The organism is Paenibacillus antri, assembly GCF_005765165.1.
GTDB classification, from domain to species: Bacteria; Bacillota; Bacilli; order Paenibacillales; family YIM-B00363; genus Paenibacillus_AE; species Paenibacillus_AE antri.
The window spans coordinates 124392-144534 of sequence record NZ_VCIW01000017.1 but is presented as its reverse complement, the minus strand read 5'-3'; the positions used below and the strand labels follow the sequence as shown (position 1 = coordinate 144534).

At 55.6% G+C, this 20143-nt stretch carries 17 protein-coding genes; 13 read left to right on the top strand and 4 right to left on the bottom strand.

What is annotated here, in order from left to right:
* Positions 1-26 precede the first annotated feature (26 nt).
* Positions 27-2318 carry a helix-turn-helix domain-containing protein gene (locus tag FE782_RS22490; RefSeq protein WP_138196586.1) on the bottom strand — a complete coding sequence of 764 codons (2292 nt, stop codon included), beginning with the start codon at positions 2316-2318 and terminating at the stop codon, positions 27-29.
* A gap of 110 nt (positions 2319-2428) precedes the next feature.
* On the opposite strand from FE782_RS22490, the gene FE782_RS22485 reads away from it, so the two are divergent.
* Both FE782_RS22485 and FE782_RS22480 read left to right on the top strand, forming a co-directional pair.
* On the top strand, positions 2429-3448 hold the full coding sequence (locus FE782_RS22485) for a carbohydrate-binding family 9-like protein (RefSeq protein WP_138196585.1): 1020 nt from the start codon (positions 2429-2431) through the stop codon (positions 3446-3448).
* A gap of 21 nt (positions 3449-3469) precedes the next feature.
* Complete coding sequence (locus FE782_RS22480; protein WP_138196584.1) at positions 3470-6040, top strand: transglutaminase-like domain-containing protein; 2571 nt, start codon at positions 3470-3472, stop codon at positions 6038-6040.
* An 82-nt stretch (positions 6041-6122) separates the two neighbouring features.
* Here FE782_RS22480 and FE782_RS22475 read toward each other — a convergent pair whose 3' ends face one another.
* On the bottom strand, positions 6123-6569 hold the full coding sequence (locus tag FE782_RS22475) for an Lrp/AsnC family transcriptional regulator (RefSeq protein WP_138196583.1): 447 nt from the start codon (positions 6567-6569) through the stop codon (positions 6123-6125).
* 184 nt (positions 6570-6753) lie between these two features.
* On the opposite strand from FE782_RS22475, the gene FE782_RS22470 reads away from it, so the two are divergent.
* Positions 6754-7419 carry a YitT family protein gene (locus FE782_RS22470; protein ID WP_138196582.1) on the top strand — a complete coding sequence of 222 codons (666 nt, stop codon included), beginning with the start codon at positions 6754-6756 and terminating at the stop codon, positions 7417-7419.
* Here the strand turns inward: FE782_RS22470 and FE782_RS22465 are convergent.
* Positions 7394-7813: an NUDIX hydrolase gene (locus FE782_RS22465; protein WP_138196581.1), complete on the bottom strand. Its 420-nt coding sequence runs from the start codon at positions 7811-7813 to the stop codon at positions 7394-7396. The two genes, FE782_RS22470 and FE782_RS22465, sit on opposite strands and share 26 nt — an antisense overlap.
* Positions 7814-7918: 105 nt before the next feature.
* The gene (locus tag FE782_RS22460) at positions 7919-8485 is read right to left on the bottom strand and encodes a hypothetical protein (protein WP_138196580.1); all 567 of its coding nucleotides are present in this window, start codon (positions 8483-8485) and stop codon (positions 7919-7921) included.
* Positions 8486-8748: 263 nt separating this feature from the next.
* Here FE782_RS22460 and FE782_RS22455 point away from each other — a divergent pair, with 263 nt between their 5' ends.
* From FE782_RS22455 to FE782_RS22410, 10 genes are all read left to right on the top strand, one after another.
* On the top strand, positions 8749-9234 hold the full coding sequence (locus tag FE782_RS22455; protein ID WP_138196579.1) for a DinB family protein: 486 nt from the start codon (positions 8749-8751) through the stop codon (positions 9232-9234).
* A 182-nt stretch (positions 9235-9416) separates the two neighbouring features.
* The gene (locus FE782_RS22450; RefSeq protein ID WP_138196578.1) at positions 9417-10382 is read left to right on the top strand and encodes a hypothetical protein; all 966 of its coding nucleotides are present in this window, start codon (positions 9417-9419) and stop codon (positions 10380-10382) included.
* 106 nt (positions 10383-10488) lie between these two features.
* Positions 10489-11346, top strand: a complete 858-nt coding sequence (locus FE782_RS22445) for a DMT family transporter (protein WP_158299505.1) — start codon at positions 10489-10491, stop codon at positions 11344-11346.
* A 43-nt stretch (positions 11347-11389) separates the two neighbouring features.
* Positions 11390-12379 (top strand): HD domain-containing protein, encoded by a 990-nt coding sequence (locus FE782_RS22440; protein ID WP_138196576.1) that lies wholly within the window; start codon positions 11390-11392, stop codon positions 12377-12379.
* A 33-nt stretch (positions 12380-12412) separates the two neighbouring features.
* Positions 12413-13042: an HAD-IIIA family hydrolase gene (locus FE782_RS22435; protein ID WP_238392616.1), complete on the top strand. Its 630-nt coding sequence runs from the start codon at positions 12413-12415 to the stop codon at positions 13040-13042.
* Positions 13043-13225: 183 nt separating this feature from the next.
* Positions 13226-14338 (top strand): DUF2974 domain-containing protein, encoded by a 1113-nt coding sequence (locus tag FE782_RS22430; RefSeq protein WP_238392620.1) that lies wholly within the window; start codon positions 13226-13228, stop codon positions 14336-14338.
* Between the two features lie 512 nt (positions 14339-14850).
* Positions 14851-15888, top strand: coding sequence for an efflux RND transporter periplasmic adaptor subunit (locus FE782_RS22425; RefSeq protein ID WP_238392615.1), 1038 nt, complete (start codon positions 14851-14853; stop codon positions 15886-15888).
* Entirely contained in the window at positions 15885-18986 is a 3102-nt protein-coding gene (locus FE782_RS22420; RefSeq protein ID WP_138196574.1) for an efflux RND transporter permease subunit, read from the top strand. The genes FE782_RS22425 and FE782_RS22420 overlap by 4 nt, the downstream gene beginning before the upstream one ends.
* A gap of 211 nt (positions 18987-19197) precedes the next feature.
* Complete coding sequence (locus FE782_RS22415; protein ID WP_138196573.1) at positions 19198-19680, top strand: DUF2975 domain-containing protein; 483 nt, start codon at positions 19198-19200, stop codon at positions 19678-19680.
* A 10-nt stretch (positions 19681-19690) separates the two neighbouring features.
* Positions 19691-19900, top strand: a complete 210-nt coding sequence (locus tag FE782_RS22410; RefSeq protein WP_138196572.1) for a helix-turn-helix domain-containing protein — start codon at positions 19691-19693, stop codon at positions 19898-19900.
* The last annotated feature ends 243 nt before the right edge of the window (positions 19901-20143 follow it).

The window sequence follows — 20143 nt, the reverse complement described above, 5'->3', positions numbered from 1 at the left end:
GACGGTCCCGCGGGGTTGGCTTTCGATTACTCTTCGTCGGCGGCTAACGCGGCCGCCGATTCCTGATTTCCGTACATTTTGCGGAATTGTCCGGGCGTCAGCCCGGTCTCTTTCTTAAACTTCCGGATGAAGTTCGGCGGATCGAGGTAGCCGACGCGCGCGATGATGTCCTTCAGCGGGTCGCTCGTCGACTTCAGTTGATGCATGACCTCGTCGAGGCGCTTCTGCCAAATATATTTCGAAAAGTTAATGCCCGCCTTCTCTTTGAAAGAACGGCTGAAATACGATGGGGAGACGGCGTACTTTTCCGAGATCGACTCCAGGCTCAGCGAGTAATCGGCGTAATTTTCCTCGATGTACGCCATGATTCGGTCCAGAAGAAAGCGTTCTTCGGTTTCGAGCTTCCGCTCGACCTGCTCGCAGATGTTCGCCGCCAGAACGAACAGCTTCTCTTCCAGCTCTTCCAGCGACTCGAAGGTCGTGACTTGCGGAATGACTTGGACGACATCGCGAATGCCGAGCTCGGAAGCGGTCTTCAGCATCGTGTTCAACAGGTCGAAGCAGATGCAGCGCAGCAGCGGCATCGGGGCGACGCCCGCCCGCAAATTCGTCAAAGCGGTGGACACCATGTGCGCGGCGACCTCGAGGTTGCCTTGCTTCAAGCTTTGCGCGAGCTTCAGCAGCACTTCCTTCGGCAGCCAGAACGCTTCGCCGCCGTCGTGGAAATGCGACAGGTCGTCGAAGTAGACGACGCTCCCGGCCTCGCTCGAAACCCGATTTTCGAACGCGGACGTCGCTTCGACGTACGATTGGTTCAAGTCCGCAGGATCGGTATAGCCGGTGCCCACGCCGATCGACGGAAGCGAATCGTACCGTTCGCCGGCGATGCGCCGCAGCTCGTCGACGATGCCTCGGATTCGAACCGGCGCCTGGGCGTCTTGCTCGGCGTTGAAGCCGACGATCAAGGCGAGCCGATCCGGGTGCGGCAGCTCGATGCCGTACACATGGGCGTCGAGCTCAGGCAGGCCGGCGTCGGAGAACGGTTCGATCATCGCGCTCCGCTCGCTGCCGTCCTTCGGTCCGGGCGTGCCGTTCCAACCGAGATGGACCGCGAAATAATACGAGTGCTCCAGGCGAATGCCGAGGGTGTGCATGAGCTCGAGCGGGAGGTCGTTCCCGGTCCCGTTCTTTAGAAGCATATATAGGCACTGATTGCGGGCGTACGGCTCCTGCATGTCGATCCGCAGGCTGTAATCGCGCAGCGTCTCGCGAATCCATTCCAGTTCGTTGCTGGCCGGAGCTTGCGGCGCGGCCGCTCCGCGCTTCTTCGACTTCACGAACTCCATCAGATCGGAGATCGGGAAGTACTGCCGTCTCGCCAACAGAACCGCGATCAGGGTGCCGAACGCTACGACGACGGAAAACACGATCACGATGAACGTCTGGATATGAAAGATCCGGCTGAAAAATTGGTCGCTCGGCATCGAGGTGACGTACGTCCATCCGTTCGCGCTGGAACGGACGGAGACGACGGAATGTCGTTGACTGCCCGCGCGAATGCTGTGAATGCCGGGCTCGAGCCGGGACAATGAACTGGCGTCGCCGCTGTCGATCGTCTCTTGATGCGCGTTCGCGGCCAATATTCGACCTTGTTCGTCGAAGATGACGGTCATGCCCTGGAAGTCCCCGAGGACCGAGTCGATAAGGTCGGTCAAGCTCGATTCGTCGATAAAATATAGCACCGTGCCGTGCGGATACGGCTTGTTGGGCGTGATCGGCACCATGAACGACAGCAGCGATTTCTGCACCAACGCGCTCTGCGTCACCGATTCCGCCGGGCGCATCGTCGGATGCTGCGTCTCGTTCAAATCTCGGTAAAGCGCTTCCGGTTTCCAATTATGAAATTTGTACCGCTCCGTAAAGACGTCGAGATGCTCCATCCCTTGCGTGGAGTAAATGTTATCGTCGCCTCGGATATACAGAAACAACTCGCTGATGATGGCGTTCGTCGCTTTGTATTTGTCCAACGCGGCGATCGCTTCACGGCTGAAATACGGGTGCTGTACCCGGTAAGGGGTCAGCTGCTCGTCGTAAGCGATGCGCGACGCGATATCCTGCAGCTCCTTCATCCGCCCGTCGATGACGGTTTTGGCTTGAACCAATTGGTTCACGTTTTTCTGCTCGATTTCCGAACGGAGATTGTCTACGGCATTCTGATAGATGATCACCGTGAGAAAAATGAGAGGGACTAGGAAAATAGATAAGTACGAAACGGTATACCGGAGCAGTAATTTGGACTTATAATGGTTCCATTTCATGTCGTATCCCCCGCGCGTCGGATCTGTTCTATAGTCATGTATCCGCTACCAAAATGATAGGGGAACCTCGGCATGAAATCAATGTTTATGTTGACCGGAGGTAAAAAACGATGAATCGAAGCCCTGTGCCCGAACCGAACATCGCCTACGAACCGAAACATTACGTCTGCCGGAGAGCCGTCGGACCGTCGGAGCTCGACGGCCGTCTGGATAAGCCGTTCTGGGGGGCGGCTCCCTGGACGGACGACTTCGTCGACATCGAAGGCGACCGCAAGCCCCTGCCTGCGAAACGAACGAGAGCGAAGATGCTCTGGGACGACGATTATTTTTACTTCGGCGCAGAGCTCGAAGAAGACGAGATTTGGGCGACGCAAACCGAGCGGGATTCCGTCATTTTCTACGACAACGACTTTGAAATTTTCATCGACCCGGACGGCGACTCGCACAACTACTATGAATTCGAAATCAACGCCTTCAACACGGTATGGGATTTGCTGCTCCCGAAGCCTTACCGGGACGGGGGGCCGGCGATCAATGGATGGGACATCCGCGGCCTGCGCACGGCGGTCCATATCGACGGTACGATCAACCGGCCGGATGCGGCGAATCGGAAGTGGAGCGTCGAAATCGCGATGCCGTGGGACAGCTTGAAGGAGTGCGCGCCCGGCGGATGGCGTCCGTCGGAGGGGGATTTCTGGCGCGTGAACTTCTCCCGGGTGGAGTGGCACGTGGACGTGCAAGACGGCGTTTACGCGAAGCGGAAGGATCCGGCTACCGGCCGTCCGCTGCCGGAGGAGAACTGGGTGTGGAGCCCCATGGGGATCGTCAACATGCACTATCCCGAGCTGTGGGGGTACGTTCAGTTCGCGGGCGAGCCGGAGATGGAATGGACGTTGCCGCCCGAGGAACGCGTGAAGTGGGAGCTCAGGAAGCTGTACTACCGCGAACGGAATTATTACGCGGAGCATGGCGTCTACTGCGACGAACCGGAGCGGCTCGTCGACGACGAAGGCTGGACATGCGAGCTGCGCCTCGAGACGACGAGCGGTACGTTCCACGCCTCGGCGCCGTCCGGCGACGGGCGCACGCGTTTGCATATTCGCGAAGACGGGAAGCTTTGGAGAGAATAAGCGGAAGGGCGGGGAAGACGAATGACTGCGTATACGATGAACTACGGATTAGACGCGGAGACGCTGGAACGTAAGCTGGAGATGAAGAGAGAATGGGCGCGCCACCGCCAGGAAGACCTGTTCCGGTTATTGGACGGACCGTTGGAGCCGGAAGAGAAGCTGTTGCTGAAATTTCTATTCGCGTACATGCCGTTGCACGATCTGGCGGATTACGACGGGGCTTTCTTCCTGAACCATGTTCGTCAGGCGTTAGCGGTCCGTGAGCGGATGCCTTGGGGGAGGAGCGTGCCGGACGATATTTTCTTGCATTTCGTGCTGCCTTATCGGGTCAACAACGAAAACGTCGACGACAGCCGGTCCGTCCTTCTCGACCGTCTGTACGACCGAGTGAAGGATCTCTCCATGGCCGACGCGATTCTGGAGACGAATTATTGGTGCCACGAGACGGCGACCTATGTCGGCACGGATGTTCGCACGGTGTCTCCGCTGACGCTGATGCGTACGGCGCAGGGCCGCTGCGGGGAGCAGTCGACGCTCGCGGTAGCGGCGCTCCGGTCGATCGGCATTCCGGCGAGGCAATGCTACACGCCCCGTTGGGCGCATTGCGATTCGAACCACGCGTGGGTGGAGGCTTGGGCGGACGGTCGATGGCATTTCCTCGGGGCGTGCGAGCCCGAGCCGAAGCTGAACGAAGGGTGGTTCCGGGCGCCGGCCCGCAGGGCGATGCTCGTGAATACTAGGGTCGCCGCCGACTATGCGGGGGCGGAAGAAATCTGCTCCGACCACCCGTGGTATGCGGAAATCAATATGCTGGACAACTACGCGCCGACGAAGCGAATCACGATTCGGGTCGTCGACGAAGAAGGGAACCCGCGGCGCGCGGAGGTACACTTCCAACTGTATAACTTCGCGGAGTTTTATTCGATCGCGACGCGCCGGACGGACGATTCGGGGCGGGCGAGCTTGACGACCGGGTACGGCGACCTGCTCGTGCACGCGAGGACCGATACCGGTTGGGGCTTTCGGCGCGTCCGCGTCGCGGAAGGGCCGGAGTTCCAGTTGACGCTTCGCGCGGCGCCGGAATCCGGCGAGGAGCTAGAGTGGGAGATGACGCCCCCGCCGGTCGCCGAAGAGGGAGACGACGCGCCGGTCACGGAAGCGCAGCGGCAGCGTCACGAAGCGCGCATGCGGGAAGGGACCGCCGTTCGCGCCGCGTTCGAGGCGACGTTCGTTACGGAAGAGCAAGCCGACGAGCTGGCGACCGCGCTTCGGCTTCCGGCGCCTCGGGTGCGAGCCGCGTTGCGGAAGGCCAAGGGCAACTGGGCCGAGATCGCGGCGTTTCTGCGAGAGGCGGCGCCCCGCCGCGGGGAATGGGCGCTGCGGCTGTTGGAGACGCTGCGGGATAAGGATTTGGCGGATACGTTCCGGCCTGCGCTGCTCGACCATCTGGAGGGGGCGATGGCGTACGCGGACCAGGCGGACGCGCCGGAACGGTTCGACGCTTACGTGCTCTGCCCGCGCGTCCGTCACGAGATGATCGCGCCTTACCGGGCGTTCTTCGAAGCGGCGTTCTCCCAGGAGGAGCGGGGGCGGTTCCGAGACGATCCGGAGGCGCTCGTCGAGCGGCTTCGGAGCGAGCTGCGAATCGTTCGGGACGTCGACCGGTATGCGGGCATGACGACGCCGGTCGGGACGTATCGGATGAAGACGGCGGATCCGCTCAGCCGGGATATTTTGTTCGTGGCGGCGGCTAGAAGCGTAGGCGTTCCGGCGCGTCTCGAGCCGCTGGACCTGCGCCCCCAATACTGGCAAGCCGGCGAATGGCGCGATGCGCGTTTCGGAGAGCCGGAGGTTCCGGCAGCGCCCGGAGAGAAGGGGACGGTGGTCTTCTCGAAAGCCGAAGCATCCGCGGACGTCGAAGCGGCGTACCATCTGAACTTCACGATTGCGCGCCTCGAGGACGGCTTGTTCCATACGCTGCAAATTCCGTTCGGGGAAAAGGACGTCTACAGCAAGCCCTACGAGGTGCTTGCCGGCTTGTATCGGCTGACGACGGCCGTCCGGTTAAGCGACGGCACGGCTCGTGCGCGCCTCGCGTTCTTTACGGTGTCGCCCGGCGAGACGGCACTTGTCGAGCTTGCCTTCCCGCAGGAGTCCGTCCGGATCCCTGTGCTGGGACAGATCGGCGAAGTCGCGTTCGCCGGCCTGGCGGGGGGATCCGACATCGCGCGAGCCGGCGCCGTCTTCGCGTGGCTGGATCCCGAGCGGGAACCTTCGAAGCATCTGCAGCGCGAGCTGCGCGAAGCGAAGCACGAGCTCGAACGTTGGGGCGGACCGATCCGGTTATTCGTCCGGGATGCGCTGTCTTCGCGATTGGCGTCGCCGGAAGGGCTGCCGGATACGGCGTCGATCGCGGTCGACGAGGGGGAGGAGCTGTTGCGTCGGCTTCGCGACGCGTTCGAAGGTCTTCGCGGCATGGACCGCCCCGTCGTCGTCGCTGTGGACGGCTTGCGACGAATTCGGTACGCTGCCGAAGGGTATAAGCTCGGGATCGGGGCCGAGTTGGTCCGAACGGTAAAAGGGATGAATTAATCCCGAGGAAATCATAGAATAGCGGCAGCCAAGGACTTCTTCCGGTCCAGAGCTGCCGCTGTTTTCTATTGAGACAGGGCGTCTATTCTTCTCCGGTGGGAACAATCGGACGATAAGAAACCGGAGAAGTCAAGATGACGGACGTGTTCACGTAATTGCTGTAATTCATGAGACGATCCACAAGCGCGCGAAGTCCGTCCATTCCGTTCACGGCCGCCTTGATGACATAGCCGATGTGCCCTGTCACTCGATGGCATTCGAGCACGTCCCGCTCCTCTACGATCATCTTCTCCCATTGCATCGCGGGGATTTTCAAGTCGCTGATCTGGATGATCAACATCGTATTCCTGCCGAAAGCCGCAGGCGATACGCGCGCCGAGAAACCCTCGATAATCCCTTTCTCCTGAAGGCGGTGCAGCCGCTCCGTGACGCTCGGCCGGCTTAGCATCAGCTTCTTGGACAATTCGCTCACGGTAATTCGCGCATCCTCCTGCAAAATGTTCAATAACGCAATATCGGTTTTGTCCATTCGTTCTCAGCTTCCTTCGTTTCAATATGCAATAAATCGTAGCAAATTATATTCGGAACGGAAAGGGTTGTGGCGGTTTTTTAGTCATAAATGCATATGTTTTCCGAGCTTCGTATTATAACATGTAAACTAATGGCGTCAGGATATCGAGCGCTTACCATTGGATACAGGGAGGGATGCCGCGATGACTTACCTATTTCGGCGCGGCCGGATTGCAGGGGCGGGTCGTCCGTTATGTATTGCGGCAGGTTGTTTGCTCGTTAGCCTCGGACTCATCGTACTAAAGCATTCTGGGGTCGTTACGGGCGGAACGGCGGGACTGACGCTGACGCTCTCCTATATGTTCGACATGCCGTTCGCACTGTTGTTTTTCATCGTGAACATCCCGTTTTATTTCGTTGCGGCGATCCGGATGGGATGGAATTTCACGTTGTCCACGATGATTTCCGTCTTGTCGGTGACGACGATGACCGCCGTCGATCGCTGGCTCCCAGACTTCGTTCTCAACATGTTTGTTGGAACGTTCATCGGCAGCGTCCTTTGCGGCATCGGATTAACGACGTTGTTCGTCAACCGCGCTTCTTTAGGCGGGGTCAACATTATAGCTCTGTTTTTGCAGAACCGGTATAACGTGAATCCGGGAAACGTCAATTTTGTGTTCGATACGGGCATCGTCTTGCTTGGCTTCTATTCTGTCGGAGCGTTGGAAGGCATGCTGTCGATCGCGTCCGTAATCATCGTTTCGAGCATTATCGGGTTTTACAAGAAGAAAATATTCGTCGGCAATCAGCTTGCGGGAAAACCGCCGCGAGGCACGGTTGCAATCAAATCTTCTCGAGGATTTTCATGAGAACAACCGCCATGCTTTTCGCCATCCATTGATTCGTCTCCTCGAAAGGGATATATCGGTACCCGTCCACCTCCGGGATCCATCTCTTGCTCCTGGGATGTTCAAAAAACGAGGTGCACACCATCCTATTCGGATCGGGCAATTCATCGGTAACCCAGAGGAAAAGGTGCAAATCTTTATTTCGTAAGTAGGGGAACACACCCAAATCTCGGAGTCGCGCCGGATCCAACGAAATTCCGGTTTCCTCTTTTGTTTCCCGGCAGCACACGTCAATGGGCGATTCGCCCGGCTCCATGATTCCTTTGGGAAGATCGTAAAAGGAGTTTCCCGTGGAGTGACAGGCCAAGTACACGATGCCGTTCGTAATGAGAACTCCAACCGAGGTAGCTTTCATTTGTCGACTCCATTCTTAGTAGCGTCGTTATTATTGTAACAGTATGCCCCCGACCCCATCGGAAAACAAAAAAGGCCGTCCCGAAGGACCGCCAGAATGTTGCATTTAATCGTCAACGCGGATGTCCAGTCTGGCGGCAACGCCGGCCGGATTGGCGTCCGATCGCGCACCCCCGAGATTAAAGGCGATGATGACGATATCGTTGCGCCCGTTGCGTAAGAGCCGTCTCACGTTAAATGTTCTGCCCGGGTTGAAAAAAGCGGCGTTCGCTTCCGGGTTGTCGTATACTACGATTCTTCCATTAATAAGAACGACGGCGTAATTGTCGACGGACAGGAACAAGCTGCCTCGTTCGATGTCTCCTCGAGGAATTCGAAATCGTCTAGACACGACGGCGAAATCGCCGGTGGGATTTCGATCGCTCCAGACGTAATCCGCATTGTTTACCTCCACCCAAGCGGGGTTTCTGGTCACTTCGATCGCATTCGTCCAATCTTCGCCCGTTCCGATTCGGATGTTGCGTTGGCTGACGGACACGTTCTTGACAGGCATCGCATTGTGCAGACGAAGGCGTCTTTGGTAGATCGACATGATCTTGGCAACGGGGATCCGCTTCCTTTTCGCTCTCGGACCCGGTTTTAATAGCGAGGGCTTTCTTTTGCGTATCGTCATTCGGGATTACCTCCTCTTTGCAATTCCCCTACTTTTCTTCCGTAATATCCTATGAATATTGCAATAGGTTTGTCTGTGTCCTTGTCTCTCTTTCTAAATAACCCGCGAATCTCACGATCTTAACACCTGGTCGAGCTTCGAATCGGTTCATTCCCTACGATTGGAAATGATGCAAGTTTACCTGTATCGTCCCTGGAAATTTATTATACTGGGAGGGTGGGGGCAACAATCAGAATCAAAAAAATCGAAAGGAGCGTGTCTTCATGGCTCATGCGAAGGAAGTACTGTCCGACCAGCTGCTTGCCAATGCCGATGATCCGAGCTGGTATACGCCTTTCAAACAGGCGACCGAAGGTTTGTCCGAGGCAGACGCCTTCCGGAAGCCGGACGCGAACGTCAATAGCATCTCGGAGATCGCGCAGCATCTGCTGTACTGGAACGAGACTTGGCAGGAGCGCTGCCGGGCGTCCCGGCTCGATGCCGTGCCGCGGATTTCGAGCAACGACGCAAGCTTCGTCGTGCCGGAGGGCCAAGATTTCAAAACCTTGAGGGAAGCTTTACTGAAAGTGCTGCTGCGCTGGCAGGAGGAGCTCGTTCCCGAAAAGTTGGAACGGCGCGCGGACGGGTTCGAGGAGCCGGCCAAGTGGTGGCAGGTCATCGCCAACGTGACCACCCATAACGCGTATCATATCGGCCAAATCGTATATATCCGCAAACTGCATGGCGACTGGGCCGAATCGGCGCTTTAGCTTACTTCGCTTTTTTTAATTGCATTTATTACGCGCATTTCGTAGGTGCGTCCACCCAACGACAAGAATTTATACTTCTTTTAGGTTTTCATTAGAATCCCGAAACATGTAGGGGTTACTCTTGAGTGGTGTTCGAAATTAGTCCTTTACCGGACTATAGGTGGAGGAGGCAGGAGTGACGAATGATAAGCACAACGGAAAATCAAACCGCGCGCTTGACCCGGATGCGAAAAATCTGGGGGTATGGCGCCGCGGCAGCGGTGTCTCCGTATCTGCTGATTAAAATCGCATGGACGTTTGGTCTATTTATGCCAACCAGTCAAATGGGCGACCCCAGCTGGCGTACTGCCAATGCGGTCACCATGGTTCTCGCCGCGGCCGGCATTTTATTGGCAATGGCGTTCTGCAGGCCGTGGGGGGAGCGATTACCCTCGTGGTTGGTTGTCTTTCCTGTGTGGGTGGGCACCGGTCTTCTTGTGCCTATGCTGCTACTGGCGCCAGTGCTTGGGCCGGCCGCAATTCGTCGGGATATGGGAACAGGTTCGGCCGACTATTGGGTTTATGAGCAAGTCTTCGTCATGCTCTCGCTTGTCGGAGTAGGTATCTGCCTGCCTCTGGCATTAGCAGGGTACGCCAAGACGAGGTGGCCGGAGTCGCTGGGCGGTCCGATTGACTGCGGGGATCCGCAAGGTAACACCCGGCAGCTGCAGTTTTCCCTGGCCAGGTTTGTCGCAGGCGGGTGCATCTTGCTTGGCGTTATCAAGGTGTTCTGGGCGCTGGGTGGAACCCTTGGCATCGACCCGGTAATGCTGGGTGACCGCGATTTATGGTGGCGCCTGCTGTCGTTGAGTACCGGTGTGTGGGCTTTTGCAGGGGCATGGGGTATTCTTGTGCTTACTTCCCGCAGAGGCTCTCGGAGGTTCCTGCTTCCAATGGCAGCGGCTTGGATCTCGTCGGGCATGCTTTTCTCTTACAATCTTTTCAACCAACTGTCCGCTTCCCGCCCCGATGCACCGAACGCCCCGGAGTATCCCCTGGCACAGGTGCTGACTGTGGAAGCCGGCACCGTCCTTGGGGTGATGATGGGAATGACCCTCCTCCTGGTGCTGCATGATCGCCGACGTGCCTTACGTGGCGAGTCAAAATAAGGTAGGAGTGTAGAACGCGAAGAACAAAGCGATGGAGCCGATCCATCGCTTTTCGGCATTTCTTGAGGCTGCTTATTTATAAAATTGGAATATTGTGGGGATGCCGATGGCAAATTACTGGTTCTACCTTGTATTAATTGCATCAATTTCACATGCTCTTTGGAACATCATGTTAAAACAAAGTGAAAATAAAGCGGTCTTTTTATGGTCGCTGAGAATCTGGTCGGTCATCATTTTTCTACCCATAAGTTTTCTCTTTTGGCCAAAAGGAGCTACTATTACATATGAGTGGATTTTTTGGGGCGCGGGAAGTATCGTGCTGCATAGTGCATATGCAATTGTCCTCTCCAAAGCTTATGAGAAAAGCGACTTTTCGTTAGCTTATCCTATTTCGAGGGGCCTCGGACCATTACTTGTAGTCGCAGCCGGATCCATATTACTAAGTGAGCCTGTTACATTTCTAAGCGTAGTAGGCAGCTTTCTTATTTTTATTGGTATTTACATTATGTATTCTGGCGTAACTTTCTCAATGGGATTAAAGTCGCTTACGTCCATGATTAAGTCGCCTTACCCATTACTGGTCGGCCTTCTCATTACGTGCTATACACTGTTCGACAAGCTGGCGGTATCTGTAATACCTCCCGTTTCCTTAAATGTTATTGAAAATCTTGGACAGGTTCTCGTATTAGGCGCAGTTCAGGTCAGGAATATAGGCGCTGTAACCAGACAATGGAAGAACGAATGGTTGAAAATGGCTATCGCCGGTGGTTTAGCTGGATTGTCGTATATTTTGGTACTCATTGTTCTTACTGAAGTGCCAGTAAGTTTAGTGGCGCCGGTTAGGGAATCCAGTATAGTAATTGGTTCTTTACTTGGGGTGTATCTTCTAAAAGAAAGATACAATCACCACAAAATACTTGGCTCTCTAATTATTTTCATAGGTGTTGTATTTATTGTCTGGTAATAAGGGATGGAATCTTATTTATATACTAGGGAGGATTCTCGAGATGGATTATCGATTAAGACTTGACGGAGCTCTCGACGATCTCTGGGAGCCGCTTTGGCGGCAGCCGATCCGGCTTTTCCACGAAGAAAAAGAACTAATGAGAAGCGAACCAGTGCGGCGGCTTCATTATGTTCGTCATGGCGGCGCGTCTTTTATCAACACTCACCATACATACAGCCGACTACAGCATACATTGGGCGTATTTGCACTTACAGCGCGTTTCGAGCCGGAAAACCGGGCGTTACGAGCCGCGGCGCTGCTTCACGATGCCGGGCATGCGCCGTTCAGCCATACGCTCGACTCGATTGAGGGGGTGGACCATCATCAATGGACGCGGGAAGTCATATTTTCGGAGGAGGTCGCTAATATCCTTTCTCTTTCGAATGTTCGCCCCGTCGATGTCATGGACTATATCGACGGCACGCGGAGAAGCTTGCTGAGAAACAAAGACGGCACTCTCCATGCCGATCATCTGGACTCCTGGGTACGAAGCGCGTATGCAGGTGGATATTTGAGTATATCCACTAGCGAACTATTGAACGGGATAAATTACATAAATGGAAGCCTCGAGTTCACACCGGAAGTCGGCGGGCATGTCGTCGATCTCATTTGGGAAGAGGCTCGAATGCACGGATCCACGGCCAATATCGGCATAAATGCAATGATGAGGAAGCTGGTACGCAGCTTAATTACTAAAGGTAAACTGGATGTCGCCGCATTGCCTGCCATGACGGATGCGCATATCGAGCAGTTGCTGCGTAACGATGAAAGCACGAATGAAGAGTATGAAAAGCTGCTCGCGCAATCGTGGCGGATCCGCGTGACACGGGAACAACCTTCGGTTTTTGCGGAAAAAGCAACGTTGAGTAAGCTCTATTTAGCATTGCCGCTTGTAGGAGGTATTTCGATTGCCGAATCGTCGCCGGATATTATGGCGACAATGGAAGAGCTCAATCAAATGCTCGGCACTTACTATGTTTGGTGGGGGTAGGCGAAAGGGGGAAGCGCGACCAAGAGCAGATGATTGGAATATTCTTCAATTACCAAACGGAGATATGTTAAAATCGCGGTATGCTTTTCTCAAAGGAAAACTAAAAATGGACGAGCGAAGGAGGAAAACGCGACGTCGAATTTCCAAGCAGTATTTATCGATCGAGATGGTACGATTGGCGGGACTGGACACTTTATTCATCCACAAGATTTCTCCTTGTTTGAAGGTGCTCAGGAAGCAATCAATGAACTCAAAGCTGCCGGAATAAAGGTGTTTGCATTTACCAATCAGCATAGGATTTCTAAGGGTCAGGCCACTCTTGAAGACTTTCGGATACAGTTTAAAGAGTACGGTTTTGATGACTCGTTTATTTGTCCGCACGGCAGTCAAGAAAACTGTGAATGCAAGAAACCTAACCCTGGTATGTTATATGAAGCGGTCAAAAAACATGGATTGGATTTATCAAGATGCGTCGTTGTCGGAGATGTAGGAGAAACCGATATGTTAGCCGCACATGCAGTCGGTGCAATAAAGATATTGGTAAGAACGGGCTGGGGAGAAGGTTCGCTTACTGAATTCAGACGAAATTGGGAAGAGACCGTGCCAGACTATGTAGCCAATAACATCAATGATGCAGTTAAATGGTTACTTTCCTTGAGCTAGCGGGTGAAAGACGTGGTATTACAACACGACGGGCTGCCGATGCGTCGATCGGCAGCCTTATTCCGCTAAAGGGCAGCATAACGCAATCTCAAACTATGGAATGGGATGAGGTGCGGAATTTGATAGGTTTCGAGTAAACGCCATGCAACGCGAACAAAGAGGTGGGATGGAAGCGTGGGGAATATGTTAGATTATTTGGATTGGCGGGGAGACCTAACGCTGGAGCAAGCTCCGTTCAATGAAGTAGACAATCTCGTCCTCGCTCAGTTGGTCTACGTCAACTTCGATTATGTCGTGCCGCCCGAATGGATCGACGCGTCGGTTTCCATCCGCGAAGCGGCGGAGAGGTACTTCCATCTATACAGCGAAGACCGCATTCAGAGCTTCGGCCATATGGTGCGCAACTCCGTCTCGTTGCTGGGGAAGGTTCGGCACTGCGCCCGCTTCGCGAACGCGAAGCTGTCCAAGTTCCAAAACATCGTCGACCTAGACCGAACGAAGCAATTCGCTGCGATGCATGTCGAGCTGGAGGACGGCACCGTGTATGTCGCCTACCGCGGAACGGACAGTACGATCGTCGGTTGGAAGGAAAATTTCAATATGACCATTACAACGCCCGTACCCTCGCAGTTCGAAGCGGTCCGGTACTTGGAGGATACAGCGGTAGAGGGAAGCGCGCCGCTTCGGCTCGGCGGTCATTCGAAGGGCGGCAACCTCGCGGCGTATGCGGCGGTCATGTGCCGAGCCGACGTTAAGTCGCGAATCATAGAGGCCTACAATAACGACGGACCGGGATTCGATGCGAAGATCGCTAGGAGCGACGCTTATGCTGAGATGCGCGATCGCATTCGAACGATCGTGCCGCAGTCGTCGGTCGTCGGCATGCTGCTGGAGCATGAGGAGGCGTATGCAGTCGTAAGGAGCAATCAGTCCTTGCTGATGCAACACGATGCGTTTTCCTGGGAAGTCATGGGTCCGAGCTTTGTCCGGGCGGAACAGGTGGCGAGGGAGAGCCGCGTGGTGGAGGCCGCGCTGAAGTCGTGGCTGGGTCAGCTTGCGAAGCCTCAGCGCGAGCAATTCGTCGATGCGCTCTTCCAAATATTTCAATCCGCTGACGTCTGGACGATCGAGGATCTGTCCCGCGCCAAGTGGAAGAAGGTTACCCAGATGATTCGGGCGCTGAATCAATCGCAGGAGCATAAGATCGTGCTGACGAAGACGCTCAAGCTGTTGTTCCACGAGGGAAGGAAGAGCCTGATGGACATGCGGGAGAACAAGCCGCCGCAGCATCCATAACGAACCTCAAGGGCAACCGTTACAGAAGGGGGCTCCCCTTTTCCAATCCTTCGCATTATGAGGGGCATTTCCGCAGGACTCCAATGGCCGCTCATACTCCAACCGAACGAGAGGTTTTTATGAAATAGTAAAAGGCATATGCAGCGTCTGGCGATGGGTTCGCCGGACGTTATTTTTTTACAGGATTAACCCCAGGTAGGAAGGGGTTATCAATTATTTATAAACTGCCCCCCGCTCTTCTTCTCCGTCCGCGCACGGCGCCAACGGCACCCGACCGCGTGCGGCCGGGAAGTTCGAGCGAACCCATTGGGATGAAGCGCAAAGTGCTGCTACTGATGCGGCCGCGCCGCACCGAGTGGGATATTCCGGCGAATCGTCGGCATTGACCAACGAGTCATCCCAAGCCGCGCGAAAAATGATGAAACTGGAGGTTTCCTTTTGCGTATATGTAGGTTATAGTTGTGACCGATGAGTCATTTTCATAGAGAAATATTGAAGGAGTGTACGAAACCGTGAAATCTGCAAGAGCCGTTACGTTGGTCGTGGCCGCTTGCGTCGTCTCCGCCGCAGTTGCGGGTTGCAGCATGCAAGAGCCCGTCGCCGAGCAAGCCAAGGAGAAGGTGACTCCCGTTCAGGTTACGAAAGTCGTGAAGGGCGCATTGACGCTGCGAAGTGAATTAATCGGTTCGGCGCTTCCCAGCGCGGACGTGAACGTCATTCCGAAGATGAGCGGCGAGCTCTCCGAGCTCGCGGTCGTCAAGGATCAGCTCGTTCGAAGAGGGGACGTGCTCGGGCGATTGGACAGCAAAAACCTGAGCATTCAGCTGGAGATGGAACGCCTAGCATTGGAACAAGCGCAAAATCAGTATAAGGAACTCCATAATTCCGGAGCGCCGCAGCCGCAGCTGGATCAAGCGAAGACGAGCGTGCGGCAGGCGCAGCTCCGCGTCGAGCTCGCGCAGTTGAACGCGAAGAACGCCGTGATCGAAGCGCCGATCGACGGGAAGGTCGTTGATGTCGGAGTAGAGCCCGGCGAACTGGTCGGCCAGTCTTCGCCGTTCGCGCGCATCGTCGCTTTGGACCCGATCCGGATCGTCGCGAGCGTTAGCACGAATCAGATGCTGGCGCTTCTGGGCAAGACGGAGGCGGAGATAGAGTTGGCCGATCTCGGCACGACGTCGACGGCGAAGATAACGTATTTGTCGTCCGTGGCGGACGGGTCGGGCTTCTACACGCTGGAAGCGGAGCTGCCGAATCCGGAAGAAAACATCAAACCGGGGATGCTGGCCAAGTTTCTGCTTGAGAACGAGCTCGTCGGCGATGCGACGCTGGTACCGACGTCGGCGATCGTGGAGAAGGGCGGAAGCGCGTACGTCTTCCTCGTGAAGGACGGACGCGCCGTGGAGACGACGGTGACGGTGCTGCAGACGCAATCCGACCTCAGCGCGGTCGAAGGGGAACTCGCGGAGAATGACGACGTCGTGACGAAAGGCCAATTCACGCTTAGCGACGGCAACTCGGTCAACATCGTGGAGGAGGCGGCGAATTGAAAATCGTTGAGTTTTCGGTCAAGCGGCCGATCGGGGTCTTAATGATCGTGATCGCGGTCTTGGCGCTCGGCGGCGTCAGTCTGCGAAGCCTCGCGATCGATTTATTTCCGAAGATCGACTTGCCGATCGCCGCGGTGGCGACCTCGTACCAGGGGGCCGCGCCGGAGGAAATCGAGAAGCTGATTACGGAGCCGCTGGAATCGTCGCTCAGCTCGCTGCAAGGTATCGATTCGTTGATGTCGCAGTCGCAGCCGAGCTCTTCATTGATCATTCTGCAGTTCAAGACGGGCACGAATCTGGATAACGCTCTGATGGAGGTGCGGGAGAAGGTAGATCAAGTGAAGGGGTTCCTGCCCGACAACGCGAACGAGCCCACGGTGCTCCGCTTCGACCCGCAGCAAATCCCGGTCATTACGATGGGAATGTCCGGCATGGAGGCGGTTCGGCTTCAAGCGCTCGCCGAGGATGTCGTGGTGCCGTATTTGGAACGGCAGGACGGCGTCGCCTCGGTGTCGGTGCAGGGCGGGAAGACACGGGAAATTTTGGTCGAGCTCGATAAGGCCAAGCTATCTCGTTATGGGGTGTCCGCGTCGCAGATCGTGCAGGCGTTGCGAACGGAGAACCTGTCGTCTCCGGTCGGCACGGTCGACAAGGGCGTCGGCGATCTGCAGCTCAGCGTCAAGGGCGAGTTCGCTTCGGTCGCCGAGATCGGCGATACGCTCATTCATCTGCCGACCGGCGGGCGAATTACCGTATCGGACGTGGCCGAGGTGAACGATACCTTCGCGGAGGTGACGTCGCTCTCGTACGTGAACGGCAACGAAGCGCTGGTTCTCTCCGTCCAGAAGCAATCCGACGCAAACACGGTGAGCGTGGCGGAGGAAGTACGCGCGGCGTTGGAGGAATTGAAGGAGGACCTGCCGACGGGCGTAAAGCTGGAGACGATCGCGGATACGTCTACGATCATTCGGCAGTCGATTAATAGCGTCGTAAGCAATATGATCAGCGGCGGCGCGCTCGCGGTGCTTATTCTCCTCTTATTTTTGCGCAGCGCAAGGTCGACGCTCGTTATCGGCTTATCGATTCCGATCGCCGTCATTTCCACGTTTACGCTGATGTATTTTACGGGGCAGACGCTGAACATCATTTCCATGGGCGGCCTTGCGCTCGGGGTCGGCATGATGGTGGATAGCGCGATCGTCATCCTCGAGAACATCTTTAGTTATCGCGAGAAGGGGCTGCCGATGAAGGAGGCGGCGATGAAGGGCGCCTCCGAGCTCGGCGGCGCGGTCATCGCGTCGACCGTTACGACGGTCGTCGTCTTCCTGCCGATCGTCTTCGTCGAGGGTCTCGCTTCGGACTTATTCCTGCCGATGGCGCTGACGGTTTCTTTCTCGCTCGTCGCGTCGCTCATCGCGGCGATCACATTAATCCCGATGCTATCCTCCCAATTGATTTCTCCGCTGGGGGGCAAGGCGAAGAAGCAGCGTCTCGTGTGGTTCGACCGCGCGTTCGACAAGATGCTGTCGGGTTATAAGGGGCTGCTGAAAGGGGTACTGCGTTTCAAGAAGACGACGCTGCTGGCGACGTTCGCGGCGCTTGTCGGCAGCTTGTCGCTTGTTCCGTTCATCGGAATGGAATTTATTCCAGGTGCCGACCAAGGCCAGATGCAAATTACGGTGGAAGCGCCGAGCGGCACGAAGCTGGAAGAGATGTTGCCGATTACGGAGCAGGTCAGCGGTCTACTGAAGCCTTACGAGGATATTATCGAGACCGCGTACTACACGGTCGGAAGCGGAGGCGGCTTCGGAGGGGGCAGCAGCAATACGGCGAGCTATACGATCGTCCTGGTCGGCGCGTCAGAGCGCGAGATCGCGACGACGGACGTCGTCCAGGCGATCGCCGCGGAAGCCGCGGACATCGCGGGCGCGGAAATTACCGTATCCGAGCTGGAAAGCGGGCTGGCCGGCGGGAGCCCCATTCAAATCGCGATCAACGGTCAGGATCAGCAAGTGTTGAACGATCTGGCCGACCAGGTGATCTGGACGATCTCCGGCGTGCAAGGCGTCTTCAACCCCGAAAAATCGGCTTCGGAGGGCAACGCGGAGCTGAATATCGTCGTCGATCGAAAGGCGGCCGCATTCTACGGGCTTACGTATCAACAAATCGTCGGCGAGATTCAGTTATCGATGGAAGGGCAGACGGCGACGCAGTACCGAGAGGGCGGCGACGAATTCAACGTGAAGGTCATCCTGCCGGAGGAGCAACGCTCCGATCTGGCGGCGCTGACGTCGCTCAAGCTGACGACGCCTTCCGGGCAGACGGTGCCGCTGTCGACGGTCGCCGAGCTCAATCAGGTGCAGGGGCCGGCCATGATTCAACGCGAAAACCAACAGCGGCAAGTGAACGTGACGAGCGACGTCGTCGGCCGCGACTTGGGCTCCGTCTCGGCCGACGTGCAGGCGGCGCTGGCGGGCATGAACTTCCCGGACGGCTATACGTATTCGACCGGCGGGCAGTCGCAGGATATGATGGAGTCGTTCACGGATCTCGGGCTCGCGCTCGCGTTCTCGATCGTGCTGGTCTACATCGTAATGGCCGTACAGTTCGAGTCGTTGCTGTTCCCGTTCGTCATCATGTTCGCCATGCCGCCGACGCTGATCGGCATTCTGGTCGGCTTGTTCGTCACGAATACGCCGCTCGGAATCACGGCGCTCATCGGCGTAATCATTCTCGCCGGCATCGTCGTCAACAACGCGATTGTGCTCGTGGATTATACGAATACGCTGCGCGGCAGGGGGATGTCGCTTGAAGAGGCGATCGTCGAAGCGGCGCCGAGCCGCGTTCGTGCCATCCTGATGACGACGCTCACGACCGTGCTCGGTCTCGTGCCGCTGGCCCTGGGCATTGGGGAGGGCGCCGAAATGCAAGCTCCGATGGCGATCGTCGTCATCTTCGGTCTCTCGTTCTCCACGCTCATTACGCTGCTGCTCGTACCGGTCATGTACGTGTATGCGGATCGGTTCGCGAATCGAGTGAAGCGGGTGTTCCGGCGGAAGGAAACGCCGGCGGCGACGGAAGTTCCCGTGCAAGGATAAGCGCAAAGGAAGTAAATAAAGACGGCTCTTCGTGATCGACCGAAGAGCCGTCTTTGTCGTGGGGCGGGCGAATACGCTAATTTAGTATCTCTGCAACATTCAGTATCTTTGCAACAGCAAAATTATATTCAATATCGGCAATGATTTATTGCAAAACGATATGAATTGTGTTAGAGTCATTTTACATTTTAAATTAAGCGAGGGGCTTTTTATGAAACAAGGAACAACACTCTTTTTAAAGGCGGCAGTCATCCTTATCGGAATCCCGGTCCTTGCTTTGTGCATATTTTTGGTGCCGCAGATTGCGAGTTACGCAGCCGAATTGTATCCGGATTTTACGGCGATCAAATATCTCGTTTTCCTCGATATGTATGCAGCGGCAATCCCGTTTTACTTTGCTCTGTATCAAGCTTTTAAACTGCTCAGCTATATCGACAAGAACAAAGCGTTCTCGGATTTATCGGTACGAGCTTTAAAGTCTATTAAATACTGCGCGATCGCGATCAGCGGCTTATATGTTGTAGGCTTGCCGCTCTTCTACCTCATAGCGGAGAGAGACGATGCCCCGGGAATTATCGTCATCGGAATGGTATTGATTTTCGCCTCCATGGTCATTGCCGTCTTTGCCGCTGTTCTCCAAAAGCTCTTGAAAGAAGCTATCGATATAAAAACAGAAAACGAATTGACGGTCTGAGGTGAATGACATGGCCATTATAATCAATATCGACGTGATGTTGGCGAAAAGAAAAATGAGCGTAACGGAGCTTTCGGAGAGAGTCGGAATCACGATGGCCAACCTCTCCATATTGAAAAACGGAAAGGCGAAAGCGGTTCGATTATCGACGCTAGAGGCGATTTGCAAGGCGTTAGATTGTCAACCCGGAGATATTCTTGAATACAAAAGCGACGAATAACGAGATCGCTTGAAGTTCGAATAGACGAAGTCGAAGCACCGGCATAACGAGCCGGTGCTTTTTTTTTGCATGGAATGAGGAGCAAATCTATCTTTACCAATTCTACATATAGATTTGACCTGGGCTTAACACTACACGACTAAACTAAAAGCAAGAAATTGAAAAAAACGAAGCGGAAATTGCAATTTTTTGCATTTTTTTCAGGCGTAACGGGCTGCGGTTCGATATCTAATTGAAGTCGGG

Excerpts from the sequence above, each read along its gene's own strand:
- FE782_RS22490 (WP_138196586.1), bottom strand. The coding sequence starts at position 2,318 with ATGAAATGGAACCATTATAAGTCCAAATTACTGCTCCGGTATACCGTT.
- FE782_RS22485 (WP_138196585.1), top strand. The coding sequence starts at position 2,429 with ATGAATCGAAGCCCTGTGCCCGAACCGAACATCGCCTACGAACCGAAA.
- FE782_RS22480 (WP_138196584.1), top strand. The coding sequence starts at position 3,470 with ATGACTGCGTATACGATGAACTACGGATTAGACGCGGAGACGCTGGAA.
- FE782_RS22475 (WP_138196583.1), bottom strand. The coding sequence starts at position 6,569 with ATGGACAAAACCGATATTGCGTTATTGAACATTTTGCAGGAGGATGCG.
- FE782_RS22470 (WP_138196582.1), top strand. The coding sequence starts at position 6,754 with ATGACTTACCTATTTCGGCGCGGCCGGATTGCAGGGGCGGGTCGTCCG.
- FE782_RS22465 (WP_138196581.1), bottom strand. The coding sequence starts at position 7,813 with ATGAAAGCTACCTCGGTTGGAGTTCTCATTACGAACGGCATCGTGTAC.
- FE782_RS22460 (WP_138196580.1), bottom strand. The coding sequence starts at position 8,485 with ATGACGATACGCAAAAGAAAGCCCTCGCTATTAAAACCGGGTCCGAGA.
- FE782_RS22455 (WP_138196579.1), top strand. The coding sequence starts at position 8,749 with ATGGCTCATGCGAAGGAAGTACTGTCCGACCAGCTGCTTGCCAATGCC.
- FE782_RS22450 (WP_138196578.1), top strand. The coding sequence starts at position 9,417 with ATGATAAGCACAACGGAAAATCAAACCGCGCGCTTGACCCGGATGCGA.
- FE782_RS22445 (WP_158299505.1), top strand. The coding sequence starts at position 10,489 with ATGGCAAATTACTGGTTCTACCTTGTATTAATTGCATCAATTTCACAT.
- FE782_RS22440 (WP_138196576.1), top strand. The coding sequence starts at position 11,390 with ATGGATTATCGATTAAGACTTGACGGAGCTCTCGACGATCTCTGGGAG.
- FE782_RS22430 (WP_238392620.1), top strand. The coding sequence starts at position 13,226 with ATGTTAGATTATTTGGATTGGCGGGGAGACCTAACGCTGGAGCAAGCT.
- FE782_RS22415 (WP_138196573.1), top strand. The coding sequence starts at position 19,198 with ATGAAACAAGGAACAACACTCTTTTTAAAGGCGGCAGTCATCCTTATC.
- FE782_RS22410 (WP_138196572.1), top strand. The coding sequence starts at position 19,691 with ATGGCCATTATAATCAATATCGACGTGATGTTGGCGAAAAGAAAAATG.